Source organism: Caballeronia sp. LZ062 (assembly GCF_031450785.1).
Classification (GTDB): Bacteria; Pseudomonadota; Gammaproteobacteria; order Burkholderiales; family Burkholderiaceae; genus Caballeronia.
Map to the genome: position 1 here is coordinate 2,482,385 of NZ_JARTWB010000002.1, position 26,569 is coordinate 2,508,953.

19 protein-coding genes, 1 tRNA gene and 1 pseudogene are annotated in these 26,569 nt (G+C 59.6%); 7 read left to right on the top strand and 14 right to left on the bottom strand.

Annotated features, from left to right (window positions below):
• Positions 1-25 precede the first annotated feature (25 nt).
• Positions 26-2,686, top strand: a complete 2,661-nt coding sequence (locus P9239_RS17675) for a DNA topoisomerase III (RefSeq protein WP_309753164.1) — start codon at positions 26-28, stop codon at positions 2,684-2,686.
• Between the two features lie 86 nt (positions 2,687-2,772).
• Here the strand turns inward: P9239_RS17675 and P9239_RS17680 are convergent, their stop codons facing one another.
• Together P9239_RS17680 and P9239_RS17685 are read right to left on the bottom strand one after the other, a co-directional pair.
• A complete protein-coding gene (locus tag P9239_RS17680) occupies positions 2,773-3,870 on the bottom strand; it encodes a LysR family transcriptional regulator (RefSeq protein ID WP_309753166.1) in 1,098 nt (365 codons plus the stop codon).
• A 197-nt stretch (positions 3,871-4,067) separates the two neighbouring features.
• On the bottom strand, positions 4,068-5,939 hold the full coding sequence (locus P9239_RS17685) for a phosphoenolpyruvate carboxykinase (GTP) (RefSeq protein ID WP_309753169.1): 1,872 nt from the start codon (positions 5,937-5,939) through the stop codon (positions 4,068-4,070).
• A 488-nt stretch (positions 5,940-6,427) separates the two neighbouring features.
• On the opposite strand from P9239_RS17685, the gene P9239_RS17690 reads away from it, so the two are divergent.
• On the top strand, positions 6,428-7,444 hold the full coding sequence (locus P9239_RS17690; RefSeq protein WP_309753171.1) for a D-2-hydroxyacid dehydrogenase family protein: 1,017 nt from the start codon (positions 6,428-6,430) through the stop codon (positions 7,442-7,444).
• A gap of 3 nt (positions 7,445-7,447) precedes the next feature.
• On the opposite strand, the gene P9239_RS17695 is transcribed toward P9239_RS17690, so the two are convergent.
• From P9239_RS17695 to P9239_RS17705, 3 genes are read right to left on the bottom strand one after another with little or no spacing between them, the layout of a single operon-like run.
• A complete protein-coding gene (locus P9239_RS17695) occupies positions 7,448-7,924 on the bottom strand; it encodes an OsmC family protein (protein ID WP_309753173.1) in 477 nt (158 codons plus the stop codon).
• Positions 7,925-7,943: 19 nt separating this feature from the next.
• A complete protein-coding gene (locus tag P9239_RS17700; protein WP_309753175.1) occupies positions 7,944-8,813 on the bottom strand; it encodes a patatin-like phospholipase family protein in 870 nt (289 codons plus the stop codon).
• A 3-nt stretch (positions 8,814-8,816) separates the two neighbouring features.
• Positions 8,817-9,230 (bottom strand): PaaI family thioesterase, encoded by a 414-nt coding sequence (locus P9239_RS17705; RefSeq protein WP_309753177.1) that lies wholly within the window; start codon positions 9,228-9,230, stop codon positions 8,817-8,819.
• A gap of 170 nt (positions 9,231-9,400) precedes the next feature.
• Between P9239_RS17705 and P9239_RS17710 the strand changes: the two genes are divergently transcribed.
• The 4 genes from P9239_RS17710 (at position 9,401) to P9239_RS17725 (ending at position 11,463) form a co-directional block, all read left to right on the top strand.
• Positions 9,401-9,476 (top strand) — tRNA-Lys (locus P9239_RS17710).
• Positions 9,477-9,702: 226 nt separating this feature from the next.
• The gene (locus P9239_RS17715) at positions 9,703-10,380 is read left to right on the top strand and encodes a CsgG/HfaB family protein (RefSeq protein WP_309753179.1); all 678 of its coding nucleotides are present in this window, start codon (positions 9,703-9,705) and stop codon (positions 10,378-10,380) included.
• 30 nt (positions 10,381-10,410) lie between these two features.
• A complete protein-coding gene (locus P9239_RS17720; protein ID WP_309753180.1) occupies positions 10,411-10,776 on the top strand; it encodes a DUF4810 domain-containing protein in 366 nt (121 codons plus the stop codon).
• 9 nt (positions 10,777-10,785) lie between these two features.
• A complete protein-coding gene (locus tag P9239_RS17725) occupies positions 10,786-11,463 on the top strand; it encodes a DUF799 domain-containing protein (RefSeq protein WP_309753182.1) in 678 nt (225 codons plus the stop codon).
• Positions 11,464-11,501: 38 nt separating this feature from the next.
• Here the strand turns inward: P9239_RS17725 and P9239_RS17730 are convergent, their stop codons facing one another.
• The gene (locus P9239_RS17730; protein WP_309753184.1) at positions 11,502-11,888 is read right to left on the bottom strand and encodes a DUF488 family protein; all 387 of its coding nucleotides are present in this window, start codon (positions 11,886-11,888) and stop codon (positions 11,502-11,504) included.
• A gap of 166 nt (positions 11,889-12,054) precedes the next feature.
• Between P9239_RS17730 and P9239_RS17735 the strand changes: the two genes are divergently transcribed.
• Positions 12,055-13,416 (top strand): MFS transporter, encoded by a 1,362-nt coding sequence (locus P9239_RS17735; protein WP_309754129.1) that lies wholly within the window; start codon positions 12,055-12,057, stop codon positions 13,414-13,416.
• A 222-nt stretch (positions 13,417-13,638) separates the two neighbouring features.
• Here P9239_RS17735 and dbpA read toward each other — a convergent pair whose 3' ends face one another.
• From dbpA to P9239_RS17775, 8 genes and pseudogenes are all read right to left on the bottom strand, one after another.
• Positions 13,639-15,021: an ATP-dependent RNA helicase DbpA gene (dbpA, locus tag P9239_RS17740; protein WP_309753186.1), complete on the bottom strand. Its 1,383-nt coding sequence runs from the start codon at positions 15,019-15,021 to the stop codon at positions 13,639-13,641.
• Between the two features lie 4 nt (positions 15,022-15,025).
• The gene (locus P9239_RS17745; RefSeq protein WP_309753187.1) at positions 15,026-15,220 is read right to left on the bottom strand and encodes a hypothetical protein; all 195 of its coding nucleotides are present in this window, start codon (positions 15,218-15,220) and stop codon (positions 15,026-15,028) included.
• Positions 15,221-15,318: 98 nt separating this feature from the next.
• Positions 15,319-16,050: pseudogene (locus P9239_RS17750) on the bottom strand (phosphorothioated DNA-binding restriction endonuclease); the annotation flags it as partial.
• A gap of 251 nt (positions 16,051-16,301) precedes the next feature.
• Positions 16,302-18,350, bottom strand: coding sequence for a hypothetical protein (locus P9239_RS17755; RefSeq protein WP_309753191.1), 2,049 nt, complete (start codon positions 18,348-18,350; stop codon positions 16,302-16,304).
• Positions 18,347-20,818, bottom strand: a complete 2,472-nt coding sequence (locus tag P9239_RS17760; RefSeq protein WP_309754131.1) for a sensor histidine kinase — start codon at positions 20,816-20,818, stop codon at positions 18,347-18,349. Before P9239_RS17760 ends, P9239_RS17755 begins: the two co-directional genes overlap by 4 nt.
• 30 nt (positions 20,819-20,848) lie before the next feature.
• Entirely contained in the window at positions 20,849-21,679 is an 831-nt protein-coding gene (locus P9239_RS17765) for a phosphoadenosine phosphosulfate reductase family protein (protein ID WP_309753193.1), read from the bottom strand.
• On the bottom strand, positions 21,654-25,070 hold the full coding sequence (locus tag P9239_RS17770; protein WP_309753195.1) for a hypothetical protein: 3,417 nt from the start codon (positions 25,068-25,070) through the stop codon (positions 21,654-21,656). The genes P9239_RS17765 and P9239_RS17770 overlap by 26 nt, the downstream gene beginning before the upstream one ends.
• Positions 25,063-25,971 carry a DUF4007 family protein gene (locus tag P9239_RS17775; RefSeq protein WP_309753197.1) on the bottom strand — a complete coding sequence of 303 codons (909 nt, stop codon included), beginning with the start codon at positions 25,969-25,971 and terminating at the stop codon, positions 25,063-25,065. Before P9239_RS17775 ends, P9239_RS17770 begins: the two co-directional genes overlap by 8 nt.
• Positions 25,972-26,569 lie beyond the last annotated feature (598 nt).

The following is a 26,569-nucleotide window of genomic DNA, read 5'->3' on the forward strand; positions in this document are numbered from 1 at the left end:
TGCCAGTCCCCAACCATATTGAGTCATGTCCAAAGCCCTGATCATCGCTGAGAAGCCTTCCGTCGCGAACGACATCGCGCGCGCGCTGGGCGGCTTCACGAAGCATGACGAGTACTACGAGAGCGACGACTACGTGCTCTCGTCCGCGGTCGGCCACTTGCTGGAAATCGCCGCGCCGGAGGAATACGACGTCAAGCGCGGCAAATGGAGCTTCGCGAATCTGCCGGTGATTCCGCCGCATTTCGATCTGAATCCCATCGCGAAGAGCGAGTCGCGGCTGAAGGTGCTGACCAAGCTGCTGAAGCGCAAGGACATTGACCGGCTCATCAACGCATGCGACGCGGGGCGCGAGGGCGAGCTGATTTTCCGCCTGATCGCGCAGCACGCGAAAGCGAAGCAGCCGATCCAGCGCCTGTGGCTTCAGTCGATGACGCCCGCCGCCATCCGCGAAGGCTTCGCGAACCTGCGCAGCGACGCCGACATGCAGCCGCTCGCCGACGCCGCGCGTTGCCGTTCGGAAGCGGACTGGCTCGTCGGCATCAACGGCACGCGTGCGATGACTGCCTTCAACAGCAAGGGCGGCGGTTTCTTTCTGACGACCGTCGGTCGCGTTCAGACGCCAACCTTGTCGATCGTCGTCGAACGCGAGGAAAAAATACGCCGTTTCGTGCCGCGCGACTATTGGGAAGTGCGCGCGGAGTTCATCGCGGCAAAGGGTCTCTACGAAGGCCGCTGGTTCGACCCGAAGTTCAAGCGCGTCGAGAACGATCCGGAACAGCGCGATTCGCGCCTCTGGAGTCTCGCGGCGGCGGAATCGGTCGTCGCGGCGTGCCGCGGCAAGACCGGCACGGTGACGGAAGAGTCGAAGCCGTCCACGCAGATGTCGCCGCTCCTCTTCGATCTGACGAGCCTTCAGCGCGAAGCCAACAGCCGCTTCGGCTTCTCGGCGAAGAACACGCTCGGGCTCGCGCAGGCGCTGTACGAAAAGCACAAGGTGCTGACGTATCCGCGTACCGATTCGCGCGCGCTGCCGGAAGATTATCTGGGCACGGTCAAGGAAACGCTGACCATGCTCAAGGAAAGCAACAACTACCTGCCGTATGCCAAGCAAGTGCTCGACAAGGGCTGGGTGAAGCCGAACAAGCGCATCTTCGACAACTCGAAGATTAGCGACCACTTCGCCATCATTCCGACGCTGCAAGCGCCCAAAGCGCTGTCCGAGCCCGAGCAGAAGCTGTATGACCTCGTCGTGAAGCGCTTTCTGTCGGTGTTCTTCCCGGCGGCCGAGTATCTCGTCACCACGCGCATCACCGAAGTCTCGGGACATCACTTCAAGACCGAGGGCAAGGTGCTCGTCGAGCCGGGCTGGCTGCAGGTCTACGGCCGCGAAGCCGCGGGCGAGGAAGGCAATCTCGTGCCGGTGCAAAAGGGCGAAACGGTTGACGTCGAAAAGGTCGAGGCGCACGGCCTCGTGACCAAGCCGCCCGCACGCTACAACGAGGCGTCGCTGCTGTCGGCGATGGAAGGCGCGGGCAAGCTCGTCGAAGACGAGGAACTGCGCGAGGCGATGGCCGCAAAGGGCCTCGGCACCCCGGCCACGCGCGCCGCCATCATCGAAGGCCTGCTCGGCGAAAAGTACATGGTGCGTGAGGGCCGCGAACTGATTCCGACCGCCAAGGCGTTCCAGTTGATGACGCTTTTGCGCGGCCTAGGCGTCGAAGAACTGACCGCGCCCGAGCTGACCGGCGAGTGGGAACACAAGCTCTCGCAGATGGAGCGCGGCAACCTGCATCGCGACGCGTTCATGCAGGAAATCGCGCGCATGACGCAGACCATCGTGAAGCGCGCGAAGGAGTACGACTCCGACACGATCCCCGGCGACTACGCGACGCTCGAAACACCGTGCCCGAATTGCGGCGCACAGGTGAAAGAGAACTACCGGCGCTTTGCCTGCACGAAGTGCGAGTTCTCGATCTCGAAGATACCGGGCGGGCGTCAGTTCGAGATTCCGGAAGTCGAGGAATTGCTGCGCGAAAAGACCATCGGTCCGCTGTCTGGTTTTCGCAGCAAGATGGGTCGCCCGTTCTCGGCCATTCTGAAGCTCGCGCTCGACGACGAAATCAAGAACTTCAAGCTGGAATTCGATTTCGGTCAGGACACCGGCGGCGAAGACGGCGAACCGCCCGATTTCTCGGAGCAGACGCCCGTCGGCGCGTGCCCGAAATGTCAGTCGCGGGTGTTCGAGCACGGCATGAGCTTCGTGTGCGAAAACTCGGTCGCGAATCCAAAGACGTGCGATTTCCGCTCGGGCAAGGTCATCCTGCAGCAGGAAATCACGCGGGAGCAGATGGAAAAGCTGCTGAACGAAGGCCGCACCGACTTGCTGACGAACTTCAAGTCGTCGCGGACCGGGCGCAACTTCAAGGCGTATCTGGTCAAGCAACCGGACGGCAAGATCGGCTTCGAGTTCGAGAAAAAAGAAGCCAAGCCGGGCGCGAAGACCGCGGCGGCGAAGCGCGGCGCAACCGCAGACGCGCAGAACGACAGCGCGGACGAAGGCGATAGCGACGTCGCCGTAGCCGCCAAGACCACGCGGGCGAAAGCGGCGACGAAGACCGTCGCGGCCAAGAAAGCCCCGGCGAAGAAAGCGGCCGCGAAGAAGACGGCGGCGCGCAAGGCGAGTTGATTCGCCGCGCCGGCTAGAAGCAAAAAAGCCCGCGAAGTGATTCGCGGGCTTTTTTTCGTTTGGTGAGCGCAAGACGCGCGCAGCGATCAGAACGGCGACGCCGCCGGCAGGCGCCCTCGCGGTCGCGAAGGCTTTGCCAGCTTCGGGCCGAGTTCACCGTCCATCGAGCGGGAACGCGGCGCGGGCGGCGGCGCTTTCGGTTCATCATCGTGGGCGTAGTGGGCTTCCGCGCTGCTCGCGGCCGCCGGCTTACCGATGCCGTCGCGAATCCATTGCTCGCCGAGCTGGTGATTCGGCGTCTGGCTGAAGTGCTCGACGAGGTGATCGATGAACGTGCGCACCTTCGCGGGCAAGTGCCGCCGGCTCGGATAGGCGACGTTGATTTCCACTTGAGGCAACTGGTAGTCGCCGAGCAGCCGCACGAGCTGATTGCGGTTCATGTCGTTGCCGATCAGATAGCTAGGCAGAATCGCGATGCCCATGCCGAGCAGCGCGAACTGCCGCAGCATCTCCGTATTGTTCGCGATGATCACGTTCTGCGGGCGCACGCGCACTTCGCCGTCCGGACCCGTGAACACGCGCTCGTCGCCCCAGTATTCGGACGGCAGGCTCAGGCACGGGTGCTCCAGCAGATGTTCCGGGCGCGTCGGCGTGCCGTGCTTTTCGAGGTAATCAGGCGTCGCGCAGACGGTCATGCAGCCGGTGGTCAGGCGGCGCGTGACGACGCTCGCACTCTTCACCTGCCGCGCAATGACGATTCCGACATCGAACCCTTCCTCGACGAGATCCACTTGGCGGTCCACCAGCGTCACATCGGGCAGGACCTTGGGATAACGCTGCGCGTAAGTCTGCAAGACGGGCGCGAGATTGTGCAGGCCGAACACGACCGGCGCGACGATACGCAGCGAACCGAGCGGCTCGTGATTGCGCGCCACCACCATCTGTTCGACGTCTTCTAGTTCATCGAGAATCTGGCGCGCCCGCTCGAGATACACCTGACCGGATTCGGTGAGGGAAAGACTGCGCGTCGTGCGGTTGAGCAAGCGCGTGCCGAGACGACTTTCGAGATCGGCGACGTGGCGCGTCGCTACCGCGTTCGAGATATCCATCGCGCTAGCGGCCCGGGCAAAACTGCCAAGATCGGCCACGCGGACGAACACCTTCATCGACTGCAAATGATCCATGGGACAACTCCTGCCGCCACGCGGCTATAAATTCTGCTGCAAGGCAATTCAGAATTATCCTAGGACTCGAAGATTCGTGCAGAAGTTGCGGACGCGCTGTGGTTTTTGGAAAAAATCGTTGTGGAAACGGCTTCGTCGGAGAAGATGACCGTTCGGTCATCTTCCACTGCGAAAGCCGCGGTGCTACGCAATAGCGATCAGGCAGCCAGCCGCTTTTCCATGTCCGCCTTGGCTTCCGGCAAAGCGTCGGGCAACCCGTGTTGCAGCTTCGCGAACAACTCGTCGTGCAGCGTGAGTTCGTCGCGCCACGCGCTGTCGTTCACCGAGATCACTTGCTCGAACTGCTCGCGCGAGAAATCGAGCCCGCCCCAGTCGATGTCTTCATAGCGCGGCGAGATGCCGAACGCGTGTTCCTCGCCGTTCGCCGTGCCCTCGATGCGCCCGACCATCCAGTTCAGCACGCGCATGTTCTCGCCGAAGCCCGGCCACACGAACTTGCCGTCCTCGCCCTTGCGGAACCAGTTGACGCAGAAGAACTTCGGCGGCTTGGCGTTTTGCGCCTCCAGGCGCTCGCCCATCTTCAGCCAGTGGCCGAAGTAGTCGCTCATGTTGTAGCCGCAAAACGGCAGCATCGCGAACGGATCACGGCGCACGACGCCCTGCTGGCCTGCCGCGGCGGCCGTCGTTTCGGAGCCCATCGTCGCGGCCATGTAGACGCCTTCCTTCCAGTCGCGCGCTTCCGTGACGAGCGGCACCGTGTTCGAGCGGCGCCCGCCGAAGATGAACGCGTCGATCGGCACGCCTGCCGGGTTCTCCCAGTCCGGATCGATCGACGGACACTGCGACGCGGGCGCGGTGAAGCGCGCGTTCGGATGCGCGGCCTTCGCGCCGGTTTCCTTCGCGATTTCCGGCGTCCAGTCGCGGCCCTGCCAGTCGATCAGATGCGCGGGCGGCGTGTCCGTCATGCCTTCCCACCAGACGTCGCCGTCGTCGGTCAGCGCGACGTTCGTGAAGATCACGTTCTCCTTGAGCGTCGCCATTGCGTTGAAGTTGGTCTTCTCGCTCGTGCCCGGCGCGACGCCGAAATAGCCGGCTTCGGGATTGATCGCGTAGAGACGCCCGTCGCGGCCCGGCTTGATCCACGCGATGTCGTCGCCGATGGTCGTCACCTTCCAGCCGTTCAGATCGCTCGGGGGAATCAGCATCGCGAAATTCGTCTTGCCGCACGCGGACGGGAACGCCGCCGCGACGTGATACTTGCGCCCTTGCGGCGAGGTCACGCCGAGAATCAGCATGTGCTCGGCGAGCCAGCCTTCGTCGCGGCCCATGGTCGACGCAATGCGCAGCGCAAAGCACTTCTTGCCGAGCAGCGCGTTGCCGCCGTAGCCCGAGCCGAAGCTCCAGATTTCACGCGATTCCGGGAAATGCACGATGTACTTCGTTTCGTTGCACGGCCATGGCACGTCTTTGCGCCCATCGGCGAGCGGCGCGCCGACCGAGTGAACGCACGGCACGAACTCGCCGTCGGTGCCGAGCACGTCGTACACCTCGCGGCCCATGCGCGTCATGATCCGCATGTTCGTCACGACGTACGGACTATCCGACAGCTCCACCCCGATATGCGCGATGGGCGAGCCGAGCGGACCCATCGAGAACGGCACGACGTACATCGTGCGGCCGCGCATGGCGCCGTCGAAGAGACCGTCGAGCGTCGAACGCATTTCCTGCGGGTCGATCCAGTTATTCGTCGGGCCTGCGTCTTCGCGACGCTGCGAGCAGATAAACGTACGATCCTCGACGCGCGCCACGTCAGACGGATCGGAGCACGCGAGATACGAGTTGGGACGTTTTTCGGGATCGAGCTTCTTCATCGTGCCGGCGGCGACCATCTGTTCGCAGAGCCGGTCGTATTCGGCTTGCGTGCCGTCGCACCAGACGATGCGCTCCGGCTTCGTCAGCGCCGCGACGCGTTGCACCCATTCGATCAGTCTTCGGTGCCGGACATAGGCCGGCGCATCTGTGTCGACGGCATTGTTATTGTTCTGTTCGACTACTGCGGGCTGGTTCATCGAGCTGTCTCCGTTCTTCTGCAATGAAAAACCGTGCGCCCGGACGCTGCTTGCGAGAGGCGTTTGGACCGGAACCGCCGGCTCTTCGCGCGAGACTGCCCGCGCGAATACGGTCACCGGCCGAGTGCGGCGTCCTCGGGGCGTGAGTCTTGCTGACCTTCCGGCGCTTCCTGCCGTCGCTTGCGCCGCGAAGGAACAAACTGTTAAAAAGAGATACTAAGCGGCCTGTCCCCTTGCTGATTACCGCTGTTTTCCGCAATGGGCTCCGCGATTTTTCGTTTTCCGGCAGGAGGTTTCGTCCGCGGCCGGAATGGGGAATCAAGCATAACACCGCATGTCAGCGCCATATTGACGCTGCGCATAAAGCACAGGTTTCGGCGGAATAGCGCGAATTTATCGGTAATTACCCGAAGATAATCCGCGCCTTTATTCGATGCCGGTTCGACAAAGCAGCAGGTTTGATGCCCAACAATACGCAATCACATTCCATGAAAATCGCCATTCTCGACGACTACCAGGACGCCGTTCGGAAGCTGGACTGCTTCCATCTACTCGATGACCATGAGGTGAAGGTCTTCAATAACACGGTGCGTGGGCTCGGACAGTTGGCTAGCAGACTGTCGGAAGTGGACGCGCTGGTGCTTATTCGGGAACGCACGCGCATCAGCTCGCAACTGCTTGATAAATGTCCGAAGCTGCGCATGATCAGCCAGACCGGCCGCGCGGGCGGCGGCCATATCGACATCGACGCCTGTACAGAACGCGGGATCGCCGTGCTTGAGGGAACCGGTTCGCCCGTCGCGCCGGCCGAACTGACGTGGGCGCTCATCATGGCGGCGCAGCGGCGCATTCCGCAGTACGTCGCGAACCTCAAGCAGGGCGCGTGGCAGCAGTCGGGACTGAAAACGTCCGCGCTGCCGCCCAACTTCGGGCTCGGGCAAGTGCTGCGCGGTCAGACGCTCGGGATTTGGGGTTATGGAAAGATCGGCAGGCTGGTGGCGGGCTACGGCAAGGCGTTCGGTATGAACGTGCTGGTCTATGGCCGCGAACATTCGCAGGAAGCAGCGCGCGAAGATGGCGTCGAGATTGCGGAAAGCCGCGAGATGCTCTTCGAGCAAAGCGACGTGCTGACCGTGCATCTGCGCCTGAACGATGAAACGCGCGCCATCGTCAAAACAGACGATCTCATGCGCATGAAGCCGACCGCGCTCTTCGTGAACACGAGCCGCGCCGAACTGCTCGAAGAGAACGCGCTCCTGAACTCGCTGCATCACAACCGGCCGGGCATGGTCGCGGTGGACGTCTACGAAAGCGAGCCGATCTTGCAAGGCTACGGACTCTTGCGCATGGAAAACGTGATCTGCACGCCGCACATCGGCTATGTGGAGCGCGAGAGCTACGAGCTCTACTTCAGCGCGGCGTTCAACAACATTCTCGCTTTCGATGCCGGCGATATGTCCAGCGTGGCGAATCCGGAGGCGCTTCAGCACGCGCGCCGCCGTTAAGGCTCACAGCGTCGACACGGCGATAGACGGCTCGCAGCGCACCGGAAAATTCACCGAATTCGCGATGAAGCAGTACCGGTGCGCCTCTTCATGCAGCCGCGCGGCGAGTTGCACGTCGCCACCCGCGCCGATGGTCACCTGCGGGCGCAGCAGCACATCGACGAAGCGCCCGCTTCCGCCCGGCTCCTCCTGCATCGTGCCGACGGCTTCGTCGACATAGCCGGTCACGACCACCTTGCGGGTCGCGCAGAGGTGCAGATACCACAGCATGTGGCACGACGAGAGCGACGCCACGAACAGTTCTTCGGGATTGTGACGCGCGGCGTCGCCGCGAAACGCCGGATCGCTCGATGCCTCGATCGCCGCCTTGTTGCCGACGCGCACGAGGTGATCGCGCGAATAGGCGTCGTAGGCGGACGTGCCGGAACCGAGATCGCCCGTCCACGCGACGGTCAGTTCATATCGATGCAGCTTCGACACGGCGTGCCTCCATGCTAGCTCAGACGAGATGCGACGCGGTCTCGAGAAGACGCGGCAGGCGCTCGAGAAAGTCTTCACCGTCCGCGCGGCCCAGTTCGTAAGCATGCTCCATCTGCGACGGGCTCGTATAGTCCCAGCTCGAGATCGGCACCTTGCGCGACGGCTGCACGTAAAGACGCCGCTGCTCGCCGTGCGGCACCACGAACATGCGCTCGCGCGGATACAGCCGCGTGACCATCACCAGCACCCTGCCGGGCGACGCGTCGAGCGCGGAGACGGGCACGTTGTCGACCATGCCGCCGTCGAGCACCGGGCGCCCGTTGCGACGCAGAATCGGCGTGAAAGGCGGCGTGCTCGACGATTGCAGAATGAGATCGGCGAGGTCTTCAATGGTCGCGCATTCCTGCGCCGTGACGAACTCGGGATGAAAGCCGAGCGCCTGACCGAGCGTCGGATGCAGCGTCTTGCGCACGTATTTCTCGATGTTATAGGCGACCAGCCCCGCCGCCACGGCGCTGTGCGCGCCGAGCCAGCGCGGCAGATGCGACACGCCGATGCGAATCTCCGGCGCCGACGCGAGTTCGCCGAAGCGCTCCGCGAAGATATCGAGCAGCGCCTGACGGTAGATGCGGTAGTGCGGAAACACGGATTGCCCGCGCAGCAAATTGCCCCAGTAGGCGTTCTTCGTGTTGCTGCGCAGGACGTCCGCGTAGTAGCGCATGACCCAGCGCGCGTCGTTGGTGTAGAGCATGCATGCGGTTGCAGCGCCCGCCGAGATGCCCGCGATGATCCGTGGCCGTAGACTCAACTCCGGCTGCACCACGTTCCAGAATCCGGCTTGCCACCAGCAGCGGTTGCCGCCGCCGGCAAATACGACTTGATCGAACATTGCTTACTGATCTTTATTGATGAGCGCGTAGGTGGTCGTGGCGTGAGCGGCGAGTTCGCCCTTGTCGTCGTGCATGTCGATCTCGCCGAAGACGAGGTTACGGCCGCGCCGCATCACGCGGGCGGTGACGAGCACGTCGCCGGATTTCACCGGGCGCATGAATGTGGTGTTGAGCGAGACGGTCGTCATCGGCGAGAAAGCGCCCATGACGTGCGAAATCGCGACGACCATCGCAGTATCGGCGGCGGCCATGAACACCTGGCCGCAGATGACGCCGCCCGCATGGCGCAGGTGGTCCGAGTACGGCAGGCGCAGCGTGACGGAATCGTCGCGGATGGCTTCGGGCGCGAGCGCCAACTCGCGGACCCACGGCGCGAGAATGCTGTCCAGCAACGCGCGGATGGCGGCTTCGTCCATGTCTTCCGTAGTCCCGTAGTGGATTGGCGAATCGAACGATGGTTCGGCGATGCGTCATGATAACGGGTGTTGTGTCGCGCGCTGTCAGGTGCGAGGGTCGTTGCGGCATCAAATTTCACGCTAAGGGCTTGCGCTTTTCGAAATATTGCCGCTATAATTTCGCTTCTGTTGGGGCGTTAGCTCAGTTGGTAGAGCAGCGGACTCTTAATCCGTAGGTCGAGTGTTCGAGTCACTCACGCCCCACCAAGGAATTCGAAAGGCCGGTCAAGCGAAAGCTGACCGGCCTTTTTCTTTTCCCAGTCATTCCCCGTAAGCATTCCCTCAGCGCGTTCGTCAAGCCCCGCGATTTTTCGGAACACTCCGAAGAGTCCGCTCTCCAAATCGCTCAACAATCTGCCTCCCTTTCCGCCGTCCGCCCTGCGTCGTGACCAGACGCACAAGCGGGAACAACGGCGTATTTCCGGAGGCAACCATGAAACTCACAAAAGCCCGCACGGCACTCGTCGCCGCTTCTGTCGCGGCAGTCCTGTGCGGATGCGCGAGCGAAGCGTCGCGCTCCCTGCCGGTGCCCGAAGTCAACAGCGCTCGCACGCCTTACGCGGGCAAACCGGTCGCCGTATCGGTCGGCAAGTTCGATAACCGCTCGAGCTACATGCGCGGCGTGTTCTCGGATGGCGTCGATCGCGTCGGCAGTCAGGCGAAGACCATCCTGCTCACGGCGCTGCAACAGAGCCGCCGCTTCACCGTCCTCGAACGCGACAACCTGAACGAACTGAAGCAGGAAGCCACGATCGCGAACAAGAATCAGGCGCTCAAGGGCGCAAGCTACGTCATCACCGGCGACGTCACGGAATTCGGACGCAAGGACGTCGGCGATCGCGAACTGTTCGGCATCCTCGGTAGCGGCAAGACGCAAGTCGCGTATGCGAAGGTCAGCCTCAACATCGTCGATACCACGACGTCCGAAGTCGTCGCATCCAGTCAGGGCGCGGGCGAATATAGCTTGTCGAATCGCGAAGTCATCGGCTTTGGCGGCACCGCGAGCTACGACTCCACGCTCAACGGCAAAGTGCTCGATCTCGCGATTCAGGAAGCGGTCAATCACCTCGTCGAGAAAGTCGACGCTGGCGCGTTGCAAGCCGCGAAGTAACGGCATCATTACTCATAAGCAGGTCTCACCATGCATCACAAAAAGCAGTTCTTGACCGGCCTCGCGTTGCCGGTCGCGGCAGCGTGCGCGCTGCTGACCGGTTGCGCCACGCAAGGCACGCCGCCGCTCTATCAATGGGACGGCTATCAGCCGCAGGTCTACGAATACTTCAAAGGCCAGAAGAGCCCGGCCGAGCAGATCGACGCACTCGAAAAGGCGCGTCAGCAGATTCTCGCCAAGGGCAATGCGCTGCCGCCCGGGTTCCATGCGCATCTCGGCACGCTCTACGCGAGCGTCGGACGAGTGGATTCCGCCCGGCAGGAATTCAACGCCGAAAAGCAGTCCTTCCCCGAGTCGTCCGCTTACATGGACTTCCTGTTGAGCCACCTCAAATAAGCGCCGGCAATGAACATGAATTTTTCCCGCAAGCTCTTCGCGATGCTCTCGGCTCTGCTGATGCTGAGCGCATGCGCCTCGCGCGCCCCGAATCAGACAGACTACACGGCGTTCCGCAACAGCAAGCCGCGTTCGATCCTCGTGCTGCCGCCCATCAACGAGACGTCCGACATCGGCGCGACGCACGGCATGTTGTCCCAGATGACGATGCCGCTCGCCGAAGCCGGCTACTACGTCGTGCCCGTCGCGGAAATGGACGAAACGTTCAAGCACAACGGCCTGACGACGCCCACAGACATTCAAAACGTGTCGCCCGCCAAGCTCCGCGAGATCTTCGGCGCGGACGCCGCGCTGTACACGACGGTCACGAGCTACGGCACAAAGTTCGTGGTCGTCGACAGCCAGACGGTCGTCGCCGCGAAAGCGAAGCTGGTCGACCTGCGCTCGGGCGACGAACTGTGGAAGGGCACGGCCTCGGCAAACGGCAATGAAGTCGGCTACAACGTCAGTGTGGGCAACGGCAGCCTGGTCGGTCTGCTCGTTCAGGGCATCGCGAAACAGGTCACGCACTCGCTCACGGATAAATCGTTCGATGTCGCCGGCCTGACGAGCCAACGCTTGCTCGCCACAGGCAACAATGCGGGCCTGCTGTACGGCCCGCGCTCGCCGAAATTCGGCACTGACTAAAGCATTCGCGATAGACGCTCCGACAGCGTCTATCGCGCCTATGCCAACTCCGCGCCGCGCTTCATCAGAAGCTCGCGCAACACCGAGCGATGGCAGCGCGCCTCGTTCTCGCAGTAGCATCCCACCGATAGATTCGTCGTATGCGAGAGCGCGGCGAGCAGATCGAGCGATCTGCTCGCTTCCGGCTTCGCCATCTCCGCTTTGAACTTCTTCACGAAGGCGCGCCACTCCTGCTCGCTTTGCGCGTGCAGCGCCTCACTCACACGCTCGGGCGACGGCGCGAGATTCGGATACCACACGTCATAGAAATCGCGGCTAGCAAACTCCGCCTTCGGGACGCCGCGCGGCGGCCGGCGAACCGTGCCGATGCGCAGGCCTTCGTTTTCGGCGCGCGGTGAGCCGAGCCGCACGATTCGAATCGCCATACCTGTCTCCTTCTTTTAGTCGTCACAGCATAACCGCCGCCGACGTGTTCGAGCGCGATCCGTCTGCTTCCCGTATCGTGTCGGATTATTCTTCTTCCGCTTACATCCGGAACACGACGTGGCCGCCGATCCCGCTCAACCCGCTCCCCGCAACGCCGATGCGCCGATGACTCCCCGCGAGCGGCGCGGCATGGCCGCCATTCTGCTGGCCGTCGCGCTGGCCACGCTCGATACGGCCATCGCGAATACGGCGCTGCCGGCTATCGCCGCCGATCTCGGCTCGACGCCCGCCGCGTCCGTCTGGATCATCAACGCGTATCAGCTCGCGATGGTCGCCACGCTGCTGCCGTTCGCGGCGCTCGGCGGCATCGTCGGGCATCGGCGCGTTTATCTGGGCGGGCTCGTCGTGTTCACGATCGCATCCGCGATATGCGCGTTCTCGTGGTCGCTACCGACGCTCGTCGCCGCGCGCTTGCTGCAAGGACTCGGCGCGAGCGCCATCATGAGCGTGAACACGGCGCTGATCAGCGCGATCTTCCCGTTGCATCGGCTCGGTCGGGGCGTCGGGCTGAACGCGCTGATCGTCGGCATTGCCTTCGCGGTCGGGCCGACGGTCGCGTCCATCGTGCTCTCGCTCGGCACGTGGCCCTGGCTTTTCGCGGTGAATCTGCCGGTCGGCGTGCTTGCGCTTTTCATCGCGTGGCCCGCGCTGCCGCAGACGAAGCGCAGCGCGCACGGCTTCGATCGCGTGGCCGCGGCGCTCAACGTGATCACGTTCGCGTCGCTGATCTTCGCGCTCGGCGAAGCGGCGCAGCGCGCGCCGTCGCACACGGTGCTCGCGGCGCTGGCCGTTGCGCTCGTCGCGGGCGCGCTGATGCTGCGGCGCGAGCGCGGTCATCCCGCGCCGATGCTGCCGGTCGATCTCTTTCGACGTCCCATGTTCGCGCTCTCGACGATGACCGCCGTCTGCTCGTTTGCCGCGCAAGGGCTCGCGTTCGTGTCGCTGCCGTTCTACTTCGAGACCGTGCTCGGCCGCACGCAAGTCGAGACCGGCTTTCTGATGACGCCGTGGTCGGTGCTCGTCGCGTTGATGGCGCCCATCGCGGGGCGCTTGTCCGACCGCTACGCGCCGGGCCTGCTCGGCGGCATCGGACTCGCGATTTTGTGCGCGGGCATGGTGTCGCTCGCGGCGCTGCCCGCGAATCCACATGCGCTCGATATCTGCATCCGCATGTCGATTTGCGGCGCGGGCTTCGGCTTCTTTCAGTCGCCGAATCTGAAGGCGTTCATGGCCAGCGCGCCGCGGGAGCGCAGCGGCGGCGCGAGCGGCGTCGTCGCGACCGCGCGGCTCGTCGGACAGGCGACGGGCGCGGCGCTCGTCGCGTTGTGCTTCGGCATCGCGGGGAAGCACGGTCCGGCGCTCGCGCTTTCGCTCGGCGCGGGGTTCGCCGGCGCGGCGAGCATCGCGAGTGGTTTGCGGCTGGTGACGCGTGATCGCGGCGCGGCGGCGGGGATGGCGCGGGAGTGATTTAGAGGCGCTCAGATGTGCCGCTCGTGGCGTGCAATACCGGCAGCGCCTCGGCATGCATGGCGCAGTTCTTCACACGGCGCGTAGGCGAACGAAGGCATTGAAGCGTGACAGCGACGCGACGCTGGCGACCGTGGCACGGGTGCAAGTTGAAAGCGCCAACCCGCGATAAGCGCGCCACGTCGACTGTCATGGCGCGCGAGCGCGTCGAAGCACAGCCGCTCAGACCCGCCTTACCTTGACCTTCCGCCCCTTCAGCTTCCCGACGCCGAGCCTGCGCATGGCGTCATCCGCAATGCCGCGTTCGACCGCCACGTAAGTCACCATATCCATCACGTTGATCTTGCCGATCTGCGCGCCGTCGAAGCCCGCTTCGCCGGTGAGCGCGCCGAGCACGTCGCCGGGGCGGATCTTGTCCTTACGGCCGCCGAGAATCTGGAGCGTCGCCATCGGCGGCTTGAGATGGCCCGGTTCGGCCGACGTCAGTTCCGACAGCGGATGCCACTCCACTTCCGAGCGCTGCGCCTCTTCGATGGCGCCAACGCGCCCCATCTCGTCCATGCTCGCAAGCGACAGCGCCCAGCCCTCCTCGCCCGCGCGCCCCGTGCGGCCGATTCGATGCACATGCACTTCCGGGTCCGGCGTCACGTCAACGTTGATGACCGCTTCCAATTGCGCGATGTCGAGCCCGCGCGCCGCCACGTCGGTCGCGACGAGCACCGAACAACTGCGATTGGCGAACTGCACGAGCACCTGATCGCGTTCGCGCTGTTCCAGTTCGCCGTGCAGCGTGAGCGCCTCGAAACCTTGCGCGCGCAAAACGTCGAGCAAATCGCGGCACTGCTGTTTGGTATTGCAGAACGCGAGCGTGCTCACCGGCCGATAGTGATCCAGCAGCAGCCCGACCGCATGCAGGCGCTCGTGATCTTCCACCTGATAGAACCGCTGCTTGATTTTGGCATTGCTGTGCTGCTCGGTGAGCTTGATCTCGCGCGGATTGCGCAGGAACTGCTGACTCAGCTTCGCGATGCCTTCCGGATACGTCGCGGAAAAGAGCAGCGTCTGGCGATCCTTCGGACATTGGCGCGCGACGGACGCGATATCGTCGAAGAAGCCCATGTCGAGCATGCGATCGGCTTCATCGAGGACGAGCGTGCGGACCGCGGCGAGCGAAAGCGTTTCGCGCTGCAGATGATCCATGATGCGCCCCGGCGTTCCAACGACGATATGCGCGCCGTGCTCGAGACTCGCGATCTGCGGACGCATGGGCGTTCCGCCGCACAGCGTCAGCACCTTCACGTTTTCTTCGGCGCGCGCGAGTCGGCGGATTTCCTGCGTGACCTGATCGGCGAGTTCGCGCGTCGGACAAAGCACGAGCGCCTGCACGGCGAACTGCTTCGCATCGAGCCGCGCGAGCAGCGGCAGCGTGAAGGCCGCGGTCTTGCCGCTGCCCGTCTTCGCCTGCGCGATGAGGTCGTGCCCCGCGAGCGCATGCGGGAGACTCGCGGCCTGAATCGGCGTCATCGACGTGTAGCCGAGTTGTTGCAGGTTCGCCTGCATCGCGGGGGAAAGCGGCAGGTTCGCGAAGGAGGTGTCGGTGGTCATGGCGTTAATGCGAGCCTCGCGGCGGGATGTCGCTGACTTGTTCGTAGGAGACGGCGCCGTCCGGCGAGTCGTGGCGCGTCACGTAGTTGCGCGCGCCGCACATCGGGCAGCGGAACAGCAGCCCCTGGCCTTCGTTTTTGATGACGACGTCCGAGGGCTCCCATTCTGCTTGGCAGGACTGGTTTCGGCAGGTGAACATGAGGAAGTTCTCTTGATTGCGATCCGCGCGGGCTCGGCCGCGCAAGATGGATTGGTTCGAAGCCGAAGTGTACGCGGGTTGCGGCGGGGCTTCGGGGATTAGAGCGGGCGGGCTTGTCCGCGGAAGACCTGGCTGCGATGCCAGTCGACGAACTGGGTCGACGGGTGATGCTCCGCTCTGACGGGCGCGTTCAGGCGATTGCCGTGATGTCGCAGCAAGATGTGGTCGAACTGGTCGGTGCCGTGCGCTTCTTCGGAGACCAGCACGCGACGTTCATCGCCGAGCGTGAAAGCGCCGATATCGAAGAGCTTGTGATGCAGACAGCACAGCGCGATGCCGTTTTCCACCACATCCGGTCCCTCGAACTGGAACCATTTGATGTGCGCGGCTTCGAGGCCGATCGTGCGGTTGCCGATGCGCATGTCGAGATTGCACAGCGCGCAGCGGTACTCGTACGCCCTGAGTACGTCGTCGCGGAAGTTGGGGCTGCGGCGCGTCTTGCCGGTCTGCGGCGCGTCGAGCGAAAGGCCGACGGCGGCGAGAATGTCCTCGTGCATGCTGTCGGGAAAATGCGCGTCGAGCAAGACGCGGGCGACGTCGCTGATGGCTTGCGGATCGCTGTCGAAGGCGCGCTGGACGTCGTCGGAGAACCGGCCCGTTGCGTCGATGGCGCGCAATTGCGTCTTGGTCAGCGCCGCGTTCGACGCGATCGCGCCGCGTGATCCGTGCGCGTCGACACGCCAGACATCATCGCTTTGCAGGCGAAGGAACGGCATTTCAGTGTTAATTTGCGCCGGAAACTGACCCACTTTTGCATCTAGAATTGAGCCACCCCTGATGCTCAGAAACATCATTCTGGTGTGTCGATTTCCTGCTCTATTGGAAGTTTGGATGAGCTTTTACGGGTTGCAGCCCGCGAAGCGGGCTGTGCCCCGCCGTGCTGTTTTTAAAGCGCCAGAAATCGTTGCCTGTTTCCACTAGCGTCCATCGAGCTTCCAACGTTGAGTGATTCGTAATCTTCAACCGTTGGAACTCGCCCCGAATGTGCGTTTCCGTTTAACATCGCGAACGAAGGGAAGCTTCAAGACGCCCCATTCAATCCCTGCTCGATAGCATCTGCGGCCTTCACGCCAGCGATGTACGGATAACATTGAATATGTACGGCGTCTTTGACGACAAGCTTCTCTTCGACAAACTCATCCTCGAAGCTTATCTTCCCGCTGACCCTGCTGAACCGCGCAACGCTCTTATCGATATTGAATCGGTAACCCGGCTGTTCGAGAAGCTCTGCCACGAAATTGGCCACTGGGCCTGGCAAAGCTGCCGCTCCCGCATTTCCGGCGGGAAATTTTTTTGGAAGCTCCTCGCTCAGCCAACCCACCAGCTCTTCGGACAAGACGACGACTCCGCTCTCGCTCGCGGTGCCTTTACGGCCACCTATTTGAACCATGGACACGAACTCGGTTGGGAATTTGACCAATATCGGCTGCGCACCCTGTGCCGTTCCCTTTATCCAAAGGCAACCAGTCATCGGGCGTGCAAATGATGGGTCGATAGGGACTCCAACTCGGCTCAAATCACTCATCAGCTTCTGCTTGATATCGTTAGAAAACGTATCGTTGAGGCGACCACACCTTTCGAACAATCGGGGATTCGCAAGTGTTCTCCAGCGGACAGTTTTGATTGCTTTCGTTTTCCATTTTATAAGCGCGACTCCATCGTCAGGGTCGCTACTTCTGCGCATCATGTAGCCATCCGAAACCGGATGGGGCATCCCGAAGGCGCTTACAATATCGGGTACTGTCTGCACCACCGTGCCGCGGACCACGAGCACTTCGAAATCCTCACTACAGCGCAGCAGGTCGCAAGCAGGTGACATGACAAGTAAAAGCTTGTCGCCCGTATTGAGCATGCGGGACTCGCTTACTTCTTGGCGCGCGGCGAAATCAAGCCAATGGCGGCAATCCTGCTCCAAGTCTTCAAGCATTGAGAGCGGAAAGTCGAGCTGGTCGAGAATGTGCTTTTCGCGAAGTACGTCTCCGAAGCGCAGACGCCCCGGCCTTACATTCCATGGGTAAGAAAAAGCCACTTCCGAGTACAGCTGGAACAGCAAACTTCCCGGCCGAAGTCGTCCGCTAAAGTAGAGCTCGTTCGCGTCCGGAATTGCAGCTCCCGCAGTCGACAGCTCGGGGCGGCCTCTCGTGCGAGCGGCTAGTGCCTCCGAAAAAAGCCACGAAAGATAATTACCAATATGCTGCTCCTCGGTATTGAGGCGACTGGCTTGCAAAAAAGCCAAGTCATGCAGCTCAAGCCTTTCGATGTCTTCCATCAGCCCTCGCGCTGCATGCTCGACTGCCTGTTTGAAGGAGTTGAGCATGTTGGACAAACCGCGCGCCGTTAAATCACCATTGCATTTCTCCCTGAGCTGCTTCGCTGTCCATTCAGCAGTAATCCGTGCTTTATCAACCGCTTGAAAAAACGCACTTCGAATCTTAGTCGTCTGGCGGAAGCGCTCCAGGTCTGGAACATCCGGCAGGTTGGACGACATCAAAATTACATACCTTTCGAGCGAAGCGCCATCGATTCGCGCTCCCTCGCTCAGGAGTGCTCCCCATTGCTCGTAGCTTTCGATGATTGCGCCCGCGTACGTCTGTCCACGCTCAAGCTCCGGCACCTGTCCTTTCAAGTTGAAGTCGAGAAACAGAAGGCGACTCGCCTTGATGTCGTCCTCTGCCTCCTCAACGCTCGGATGAGTTTTGACATCGAAGCCGACGGTATCTCGCAGAAATGTGACCAACTCTTCCACAGGAGCCGAAGGAGCACCGGCCTGCGCGTCAAACCCTTGGAAGAGCGCGTTGAGAAAACGATACTCTAGTGGTTTGGCCTTCCATAGCTTCCACGCGTTTTCGAGGAGGAGCTCGTCGACGAGAAAATCCTCGACAGAGTCAAGCTGTGGAATCTCGGCTCGTAACGCTTCTATCTCAGCTTCAGTCACGGTGCGCTCGAATCGCGCCGAATCAGTGCCGTCGATTCGCGAAAAATCCAACTTTGTGAAACAGTCATCAACGACGACAACAATTGGCGCGAAGGCACGAAGCAGGTTGTTATCTACTTGGGCAACGGTGCTCATTTTTTTGGCGTATTCTTAAACGACAACACAAAGGCGTGGTGAACGCCGTCCGTACTCACAGGTCCCAATTCCAAGGTTGCGTCGTTGTATCCCGCAAATTTTCTTGAAATATACAAACCAAGACCTCTGCCCTCGCCCGGTGGCTTGGTGGTCATGAACGGCACAAAGAGTTGTGGAACGAGCGTGGGCGGTATTCCCGGCCCATTGTCACGAAACGTAAGAGTACGCTCCTGAGCGTCGATGACGACCTGAATTGACGGGCGCATCGACCTATCCGACCGAGTCTTCAGCCAGTAGAACGAGTTTGCAAACAAATTATCGAGAATATTTAAAATCTGACCTCTTTCCACCTTAGCTAACAATGGCTTCTCGAGGCCAGAAACTTTGAAGTCGATATTATGACGAGTCACTTTATCGGCGTGCACTTCTTGGAACGCTTTGACTAGTTCAACGACGTCCGTACCGGTCCGCCGTTGTCGCCCCGGGATGCTATATACGTCCAAATTGCGAATCTTCTTCTCAAGAGTCTTTACTTGTGCCTCCAACATGCCCTTAACTGCGGCAGATTCAAGAGGTTTATCGCCCTTCAGTAAATTTAAGATGTTAGCTGTTACACGAGCCATCTCGTGCGCGATAAATTCGACTTGCAGTCCTCGCCCCGCTAGGTCTATGTACTGCTCCATTTCCTGTTCTTGAGCGGCAATTGTCAACTTCGCCCTTTCCCAAGCGTCTTGTATCTCACCAAGCTGATAGATAATCTCGCGAATATTGCTATCTTGCTCCGGAAGCTCCCTCTGAAGATTCTTAAGCATTCCTACAGCATCGCGCTGTGACTCGGACATTCTCGCTTCGATTTTGTCGATGCTACCGAGGTCCTCCTCTCTCTCCTCATTGTCGATTCTTTCGAGAAAAGGTCGACACACATTTATAAATACATGTCTCAAGAGGCGGCGCAATGCTTCTTTTTCCACGCAATCTCGAAAGCCTTCCCGGTTCGTCTGGTCTTGAAGCGCTGGGTTGTTGTCGTGGGCGATGCGCAGATAGCCGACAATCTGCGCACGGTTTAGACGATAACGGGATGCCGACAATGCGTTCCTATCCAGGTCCAGCCAGTCGTCTCCTTGAGCCCCATACGGGTATACACGAAAGCCGTCCCGGTAGACTAATAGTCCACCACTCCAATTCGCCACGAACGGTTTGAGCGCACTCCATAGGTCCTTGTCCTCTCGCTGTATCCGCCCGCGATTGAACCACCAAAATTTCGCTTCAAACGGACCGAGCCGACGCAATCCTCCCTCGACCGCATCGTTGGCGGGAAGCGGGTCATCAGCTTTTGGACGCTTTCCGCGAGTCGGGGCCAAGGTGATGCAGCTCTTCAAGTGGTCGCCACTGAACGGGAAAACTTGGCGCTTCCCGAAACGCTTGTAGTTAACGTCAACGACCAACTCCATTGGCGTCCAATCTTGCGAATTGCTGGCTTGTTGCTCTCGCTCCCGAAAACTGATTGTGCATTCAACGTCCGAGTGCTTGAGCTTCATACTTTCGAACTTCCCGAACTCAACTACCTCGTCCTGAAGCTTCAACAGAAAAAATCTTGTAGCAAACGAGGAGGCGAATGGGTCCGCTAGCTTCACCAACTGACTATTCGTCAAGCTTTCCAGCTTTTCTAAGTCCCAGTCGCTCTGCAGGTCACGAATTGTAAGCGTAGTCCCACTTGCCTCGGGGTCCGGCTTTGTGCCGCCGAAGGCCGGCTTGAAGTCAACGTCTTCAATACCGAGATTGGGGTCCGCGAATATTGGCCGATAGTCCAACCGTAGCACATTCCAGAGAGTTGGGTCCTCCGGCTCACCTCGTTCCGTTTCGGGGATTTGCATTCGGGCACGCGCGCCTTGCGGGTCGCTAGTTCTCACGTGTACGCTTCGTCCCAAGCGCATTGCGGCTAAGCGTCCGATACCTTTCTCACCGAGCACAGGTGCGGAAGCTCCTGAGTTGTCAGCTTGACCTGTCGCTTTCGACGTCTGCTTCTGAAGGAGACGCATAGGTGTTCCGACGGTCAAATAGCACTCCCGTAACGCGTGCCGAGTCATGCCATGCCCCTTGTCGGCGATGACAATTTTATTGCCTGCGAGGTACGCTTCATCGAGTGCGGTTCTAGCCGCCGCTGAGGTCGCGGGTTCCGCGAGTGCCTCATAGAATTTCGCACGCATCCTTGCTGGCGCGTCAATCTCGACTAAGGAGTCGACTTTGGCGGTAAAGGCCTCTATGTCATAGTTGGTTGCGTGGTCATCCAACCAGTCACACAAGAGCCGATATTTTGAATGCTGAAGGGTGATAGACACTTCAAACCGAAGTTCTTTCGAACCAGCATCAATCGCATTTTTTGCAAGCTCATACACCGCAACTGCATCCGAGCTTATTAGTTCTGCACCTAATTCGAGCAGTACACGTGCTTTAAAGGTGAACGCCATCACTTGCCCCTCGGTTTTGATTTTTCTTGTTCACAGCTGACAAACTAAGCAGCCTTGGTCATCATCGTCATCTGCCTCTTCGCCGGTATCTGCATCTTTGAACAGCTCGAGTAGCGTTACATTCTCTCGACGTTCAATTTTTCGCTGCACGCGGATGATATGCTCGGTCCTAATCTGCTCCATACGCGCAGGTTGCTCTAGCTCTGCCAGACTTTCACCTTGACTCCAGGTGAAGAAATTTCCCGTCTTCTCGTATGGCCGCTCATATTCCTTCGCCTTTTCATACAGGTCGGGATGCGTCTCCTTGAGCCTGACCCACTCTATTTTTTGCTGGTAAAAGCAGAAATAGCATCCCGAGCGCGTTCTTCCCCATTTGGTGTACGGCGGCATACCGACGCCGGCGACACGAAGAATTTCTTCAATGTCTCGCAATACCAGTCCCGCGTCAATGAACGGATAGACCGCTTTGATGTTGGGTTTGTGGCTAATGTACCCGGAGCGGTTCTCGTCTGCCCTTAGGCCCACGTAGTTGATGACTTCGTCATTGCCGCAATACTGCTCAAAAGGTTTCAGTTTGAGCGCTCGAGTGCACCAACGGCGGTGATTTGAAGGAATCATTCCGCCGTACATCTCATACCAGTGGTCAAAACCTAAGTCTGCGTTGAGTCTTGTGACCGGCTTTCCTAGGTAATTCGAAATCTTGTCCAAGAATTCGTACGTTTCTGGCAGTTCCTTGCGCGTATCGCTAAAAATATATTCCATCTCGGGTACCTTGTCTCTCATGAAGAGGGCCAAGGCGGCACTGTCTTTGCCGCCCGAGAGACTCAAAATGTGCCTAACTCGCTTTTTTTCGACCGTCAATCTCGGCTCCAATGCGCATTTCGTTGGCTTGCAATACCTCAGCCAGCGCTTGTGCAAGCGCTGCCTGCAACATTTCGGCGTCGCCGTTCACCTGCGGTTTCAACGAGGTCAATATCTTGTCAGCCAGCTCTTTCGCCTTTTTTGAAGAGGCCACGAGCAGCGAGCGTTCTTCACCGCCAAAAGAGGTAATCGTGAAGCTCAAGAAGCGCTCTGTCGCTTCTCGGTGTTGACCCCGCTCCATCGCAACCTTCAACCACCGCTTGTACCGACCACAAAGCTCCAAAATCACGTCTCGAAACATGGGAAGGCTGTCATCGGCCCAAGACTCCATGGGCCTTTTAACGATGAGCGTGGCGAGTGAGTCGAGCCAGCGGTCGTCTACAGGAGTAACGTCGACGCATCGGAGCACGAATGCCTTCAGCTCTACGTCAGCTAGGTCTGCTGCTAAGTCGGCACATTCCCGCTGGAGCTGAGTCCTTACCACAGCCAATGGTCCGGGGATTCCAAATGCACGGCCCAACGTGGCGGCAGCCTCTTCCTGAAGGCGACGATACGCGCTGCCCAGTTCATTCATTGCAGAACTCAAGCGGCGGACAAAGTCCTTCGCTCCTGCGTCTTGATTGAATAGGGAGGGGATTTGTTCACTCAGAAGTTCAATCGGGTCTGTGGCGCGTTTTAGCGTCGAGCGCAGCAATTTGGCGTCGGCCGATACGCTCAAGGTTTCTTGCGCGTACTCTGGAAGCCGGGCGTACCAGCGGACCATTGCTCGTGACAGTTCAAGGAACGTCGGTGCCGCCGACAGCGACTGGCCAACAGACGCCAGAACCGAGCAATACTGGTGTTGCAACTTTTCCCCGTGACCAGCGTCGGAAAACTCGCGCAGCTGAAATGCGTCGGGATTCTTGAACATGCGAGCCAAGTGGTCCGCAGTGAGCTCGAGGACGAGGGTCCCGCGTTCGAATACGGCGCATACGTCACGCTTTGCCAATAGATAACTGACGACCCAAACTGATGCTACGCCCTGCCTGATACCCAAGGGTGGCAAGCTCAGTTGCTCCAAGATAGTGCGGAAACTTGTCGGCATCGCCGTCCGGAGCAGTGTTTCGATTCTTTGCCAGACGTGTTTCAATGATTCTGGGGTCGACCAAGGCGCGTTGGCTCGCTCGGTATAGATTCCCGTGTCCCGCAGCAGCGTGGCATAAAGAAGACGCTCTGGAGGGAACTCGACGGTACCGAAAAGTGCTTCGCCTGGCATATGTGTTGCCATCAATTTTTCAAACAGTCTCTGTCGCGCGAGCACAATCGCGGAGGAGGGGCGGTCCTTATTGATAAGCTCATTGACGAGCGTCGGACAATCCGTGAATACGGCGTCAAACATCCACGACGCTGCCTGGCTGACATTCAACTGCGTAGCGCTAGGTACCGGCTCACCCTCGTAGTGGTAGTCACTTTGTCCGAGGAGCCGGCTCATCACATTGGCTTCGACACGCCGACGTACGTCGGCTAGTGAATTTTCAACGTATCTCGACGTCCAAGGGTCCAAGGTGCCGTTTTGTGTTGCGGCCTTGACCGACATCCAGCGCGACAATTCGCGAAGTGACGTGAGCGCGCTTTCGCTGAGCTCGATGGACGTCCAAAGGACCAATGGGCACCCTTTGGTCGATTGAAGCGCCATCGCTCTCTCGCGATGCTCAGAGCGAGACTCATCAACGAGGATGACATTAATCAAGCCATCTGCATCTGACGAATAATTCGGAAAGTCATCAACGGCCTGACCAACGTTGATTGACACCGTCCGAAATGTCCCCTTCCGGTGGTAATGGCCGCTTGCAACAACCGTATTTTCACTCAACAATTTCTGAAGTCCGGCAACCGTGAGGTCACTCGCAGAGTCTCCCGCAACTTCGTAAAGGGCATCAACATTGACGGATTCATTGACGGCGAACGCGTACCCTTCACCTCCTGGTGTTTTGAGCAAGATACATCGCTTGCAGCTTTCGTCCAAAGCGGCCTGAATATCAGCCACTGAAAATTTGTCTGCGAGGGCGAAGGCTATCAAGTCGGGAGTCGCGGCTAGCCGTGCACTGCTCCTCATCAGCTCGAGTACCGATAAAGCTTGCAATACGGAAACCTCGATTTCCGACCTCTCACCGGCATCCTCGATAGCGCCTAGAGCAAATTCCCATCTACGTTCGGTGGCCAAATCACGAAATCGCAGGCGGGCGCCCTGTCTCAAGAACGAAAATAGCTGCTCACTTGAGTACCAGTTCTTCGCGTCGAGAGTTCGCGTCTGAATAAAGTCTCGGAATGCATACGGTTCGTGCCCACGCAGGAATGCGTGAAACGAGCGCTCGCTCTGTCCCATTCGCTTGGAAACGTGCGCCATTGCCGAAAGCACGACCGGGTGCAGCGGGAAAAGCCTTTCAGCGTGCTCAAATAATTTATTGTCAGCTTCGCCGGAGCTACGAAGAAGCCCGAGCGTGAGAGCGCGCTTATAGTTTGCGCGCGCCGTCCGTTGAATAGACTGCACCCTCGTCACTGACGCCGGCGCCGCAAGCGCGTGAGCAGCAAAATGTGCGTAGCGTTGCACAGGCTCATCAAACGCGACCTCATCGAAACGGCCGGATATCTTATGCCACTCATCCGATGCGGTGCGGCCGACGCCTTTGGCGTAGTCGGCGAGGTGCTGGTGGAGCATCGTCACCACAAACAACGATGCATCGTCGCCTCGGCAGGCTAATTCCGCGACCTGCTGCAAAACCATGAGGTCGCCCTCCGCGGGCCATAGCGTCGCGTGCTCGACAAATTTTCCAAGTTCGTCGATGAGGAGGAGTACGCCACCATAGCCTTGTTCCTGGGCGCAGGAAATCAAATCCAATAGAAGAGAATTGGATGCCGAGTTCAGCCGCTGGCCTTTATAAGTTCCTTGCTCTAAGTCAATTGCCTTGACCACTTTGGTTGCGCCACGATGGTCCGTCCACGTCTGCAGTGTCTCTTTCGCGCTCTTGGCAATAGCGGAACCGAGAGACGTACGTGAACCACCGACTGCGAGTGGAAGCAGGTTGCTTCCTGGGCGGAAGAGTGCGGCGACATGTGGGGCTCGCTCGGAAAGGGCGCCAAAAACGTTGCGTGCCGCCTTTGGCCCGGCCAAAAGGCGCGAAAGCAGTAACGCCAGAGCAGATTTACCGCTGCCGTACGGGCCAATAATCTTCCAAGCTCTTTGCTTGCCCTGCGTCTTTACACCGGTACCAATTTGAGTCAGCGCAGAAATTACTGCCGGAGTAAGCATATAGCCGTCAAGGGCGTCCTTGTCATGCAAGTCGCGCTCGAGGGAAATCGACCGGCTGAAATGGCGGTCAAGAAGCAGATGAGTCGCAATAGGCTCAGACATGTGCTATGACATCCAGAAGCGAAAAAATAGATTCGGCAGATGAAAGAAGTTTCTCGTCGCAGACCACACTCTGGGTGTCGGCGGTGTCTATCAATCGAATCGCACCACCTGTTAAGCATTCCGTCTGCTGCAGAAAATCATAAAGACGGGGTTCATCGAGTCGAAAGATTGCGCCGGGACTCAGTTTCGCCAGTGCGAGCTCATGCATCGGCAGGGACTTCCGCTTTGACGATTGCATGCGAAAAAAGTGAGCTAACGCGGCAGTAAACACTCGCACGCTGAGGCCAATTGGTGATGCAACGGAAGAGTCATAGATTGTCGCGCCTGTCCTGCTTGGTACCGGTCGGACTAGCTTCAGGTCTTGCAGCGGGCACCACAGACTGTCGTCAGTTGACTCGTTTGTCCGCACGTAGCTCTGCAGGAAAATCGAGGTGTGCTGCTCAACAGTTGACTGGGCAAGCGCGCGTGCGTTGCCAGCACCACGCTGGGTCAATTTTGCAACGACATCGGCTTTCTCAAAGCGGGCCATAGAGACATCGCCAAAAACGACGTTCCAAGCAGCTATGTTGGCATTTGCGGAAAGCCACCAGTGAAGAAGCCAGAGCGATTCGGGCTTTTCGAGGAAAGGGTCCCATCCTCCATCGTTGAAGAGGAGTCGACCCGTTGGCCCAGCAACATGGCCTTTGCCGTCCCCACGCGCTACTTGAATAACGCCTGTAGCTTCCCCCCAGAACTGTAGTGACCTAACCATGTTGCGGCCGATACCTAACCGCTCCGTAGCTTCAGCGTCCTTCTTTAATATCTCAGGCGAGGCGTTGACGGCATCGAAAACCTTACGCAACCAGCCATAGCGGCAGACAAACGATTCATGACCCGAAAATCGTTCCGCAGTAAATTCCATATGCTGTTCGAATGATGTGTGACGCGCATGTCGCGCAAGTGCTCACTTACGCACCCCTTCCGGATACCAGCACCGAGAGCGCGCAGTTCCGCACTTATGGGAACGAATATTACCGTTTTTCCTGCGAATCAGCTCCGTTATCGGTGAAAATCACCGATTTCTCCGCCTCACCTTCAGTTGAAAAAGATGCCGCGACAGTTCGTCCGACCGAACGCCAAGGACTCTCTATTCCTATTTGGTATCGCAGATATATCGTTGCTCGCATTGTGAAATTTTGAGAATTTAATGCGTAATAGTCCAATGAGTTTGCTGGAAAGATGATGATGCGGGACTCTGTATCAAAATCTGCGCTTGCGTTGGCGGCGTTGGCGGCTGACATTCCGTACGATATTAGTAGCGCGACCCGACCGAGCGTCTGTCCTAATTACAAGGATGATGCCGTGCGGCTGTTTCGGGTTCACCGTCATATGGAAAATGGGCCGACGCGAGCCGTGTCTAAGCATCTGTCACTATCAGCGACTTTGCGGATTCTGCGATTTGAGGACTATGGCGCGAAAAGCATTGTGTCTCACACAGCTAACTCGCTCTATAGGCGCAG

Coding starts and splice junctions, on each gene's coding strand:
- P9239_RS17675 (WP_309753164.1), top strand. CDS start 26: ATGTCCAAAGCCCTGATCATCGCTGAGAAGCCTTCCGTCGCGAACGAC.
- P9239_RS17680 (WP_309753166.1), bottom strand. CDS start 3,870: ATGGATCATTTGCAGTCGATGAAGGTGTTCGTCCGCGTGGCCGATCTT.
- P9239_RS17685 (WP_309753169.1), bottom strand. CDS start 5,939: ATGAACCAGCCCGCAGTAGTCGAACAGAACAATAACAATGCCGTCGAC.
- P9239_RS17690 (WP_309753171.1), top strand. CDS start 6,428: ATGAAAATCGCCATTCTCGACGACTACCAGGACGCCGTTCGGAAGCTG.
- P9239_RS17700 (WP_309753175.1), bottom strand. CDS start 8,813: ATGTTCGATCAAGTCGTATTTGCCGGCGGCGGCAACCGCTGCTGGTGG.
- P9239_RS17705 (WP_309753177.1), bottom strand. CDS start 9,230: ATGGACGAAGCCGCCATCCGCGCGTTGCTGGACAGCATTCTCGCGCCG.
- P9239_RS17715 (WP_309753179.1), top strand. CDS start 9,703: ATGAAACTCACAAAAGCCCGCACGGCACTCGTCGCCGCTTCTGTCGCG.
- P9239_RS17720 (WP_309753180.1), top strand. CDS start 10,411: ATGCATCACAAAAAGCAGTTCTTGACCGGCCTCGCGTTGCCGGTCGCG.
- P9239_RS17725 (WP_309753182.1), top strand. CDS start 10,786: ATGAACATGAATTTTTCCCGCAAGCTCTTCGCGATGCTCTCGGCTCTG.
- P9239_RS17730 (WP_309753184.1), bottom strand. CDS start 11,888: ATGGCGATTCGAATCGTGCGGCTCGGCTCACCGCGCGCCGAAAACGAA.
- P9239_RS17735 (WP_309754129.1), top strand. CDS start 12,055: ATGACTCCCCGCGAGCGGCGCGGCATGGCCGCCATTCTGCTGGCCGTC.
- dbpA (WP_309753186.1), bottom strand. CDS start 15,021: ATGACCACCGACACCTCCTTCGCGAACCTGCCGCTTTCCCCCGCGATG.
- P9239_RS17745 (WP_309753187.1), bottom strand. CDS start 15,220: ATGTTCACCTGCCGAAACCAGTCCTGCCAAGCAGAATGGGAGCCCTCG.
- P9239_RS17755 (WP_309753191.1), bottom strand. CDS start 18,350: ATGAGCACCGTTGCCCAAGTAGATAACAACCTGCTTCGTGCCTTCGCG.
- P9239_RS17760 (WP_309754131.1), bottom strand. CDS start 20,818: ATGGCGTTCACCTTTAAAGCACGTGTACTGCTCGAATTAGGTGCAGAA.
- P9239_RS17770 (WP_309753195.1), bottom strand. CDS start 25,070: ATGTCTGAGCCTATTGCGACTCATCTGCTTCTTGACCGCCATTTCAGC.
- P9239_RS17775 (WP_309753197.1), bottom strand. CDS start 25,971: ATGGAATTTACTGCGGAACGATTTTCGGGTCATGAATCGTTTGTCTGC.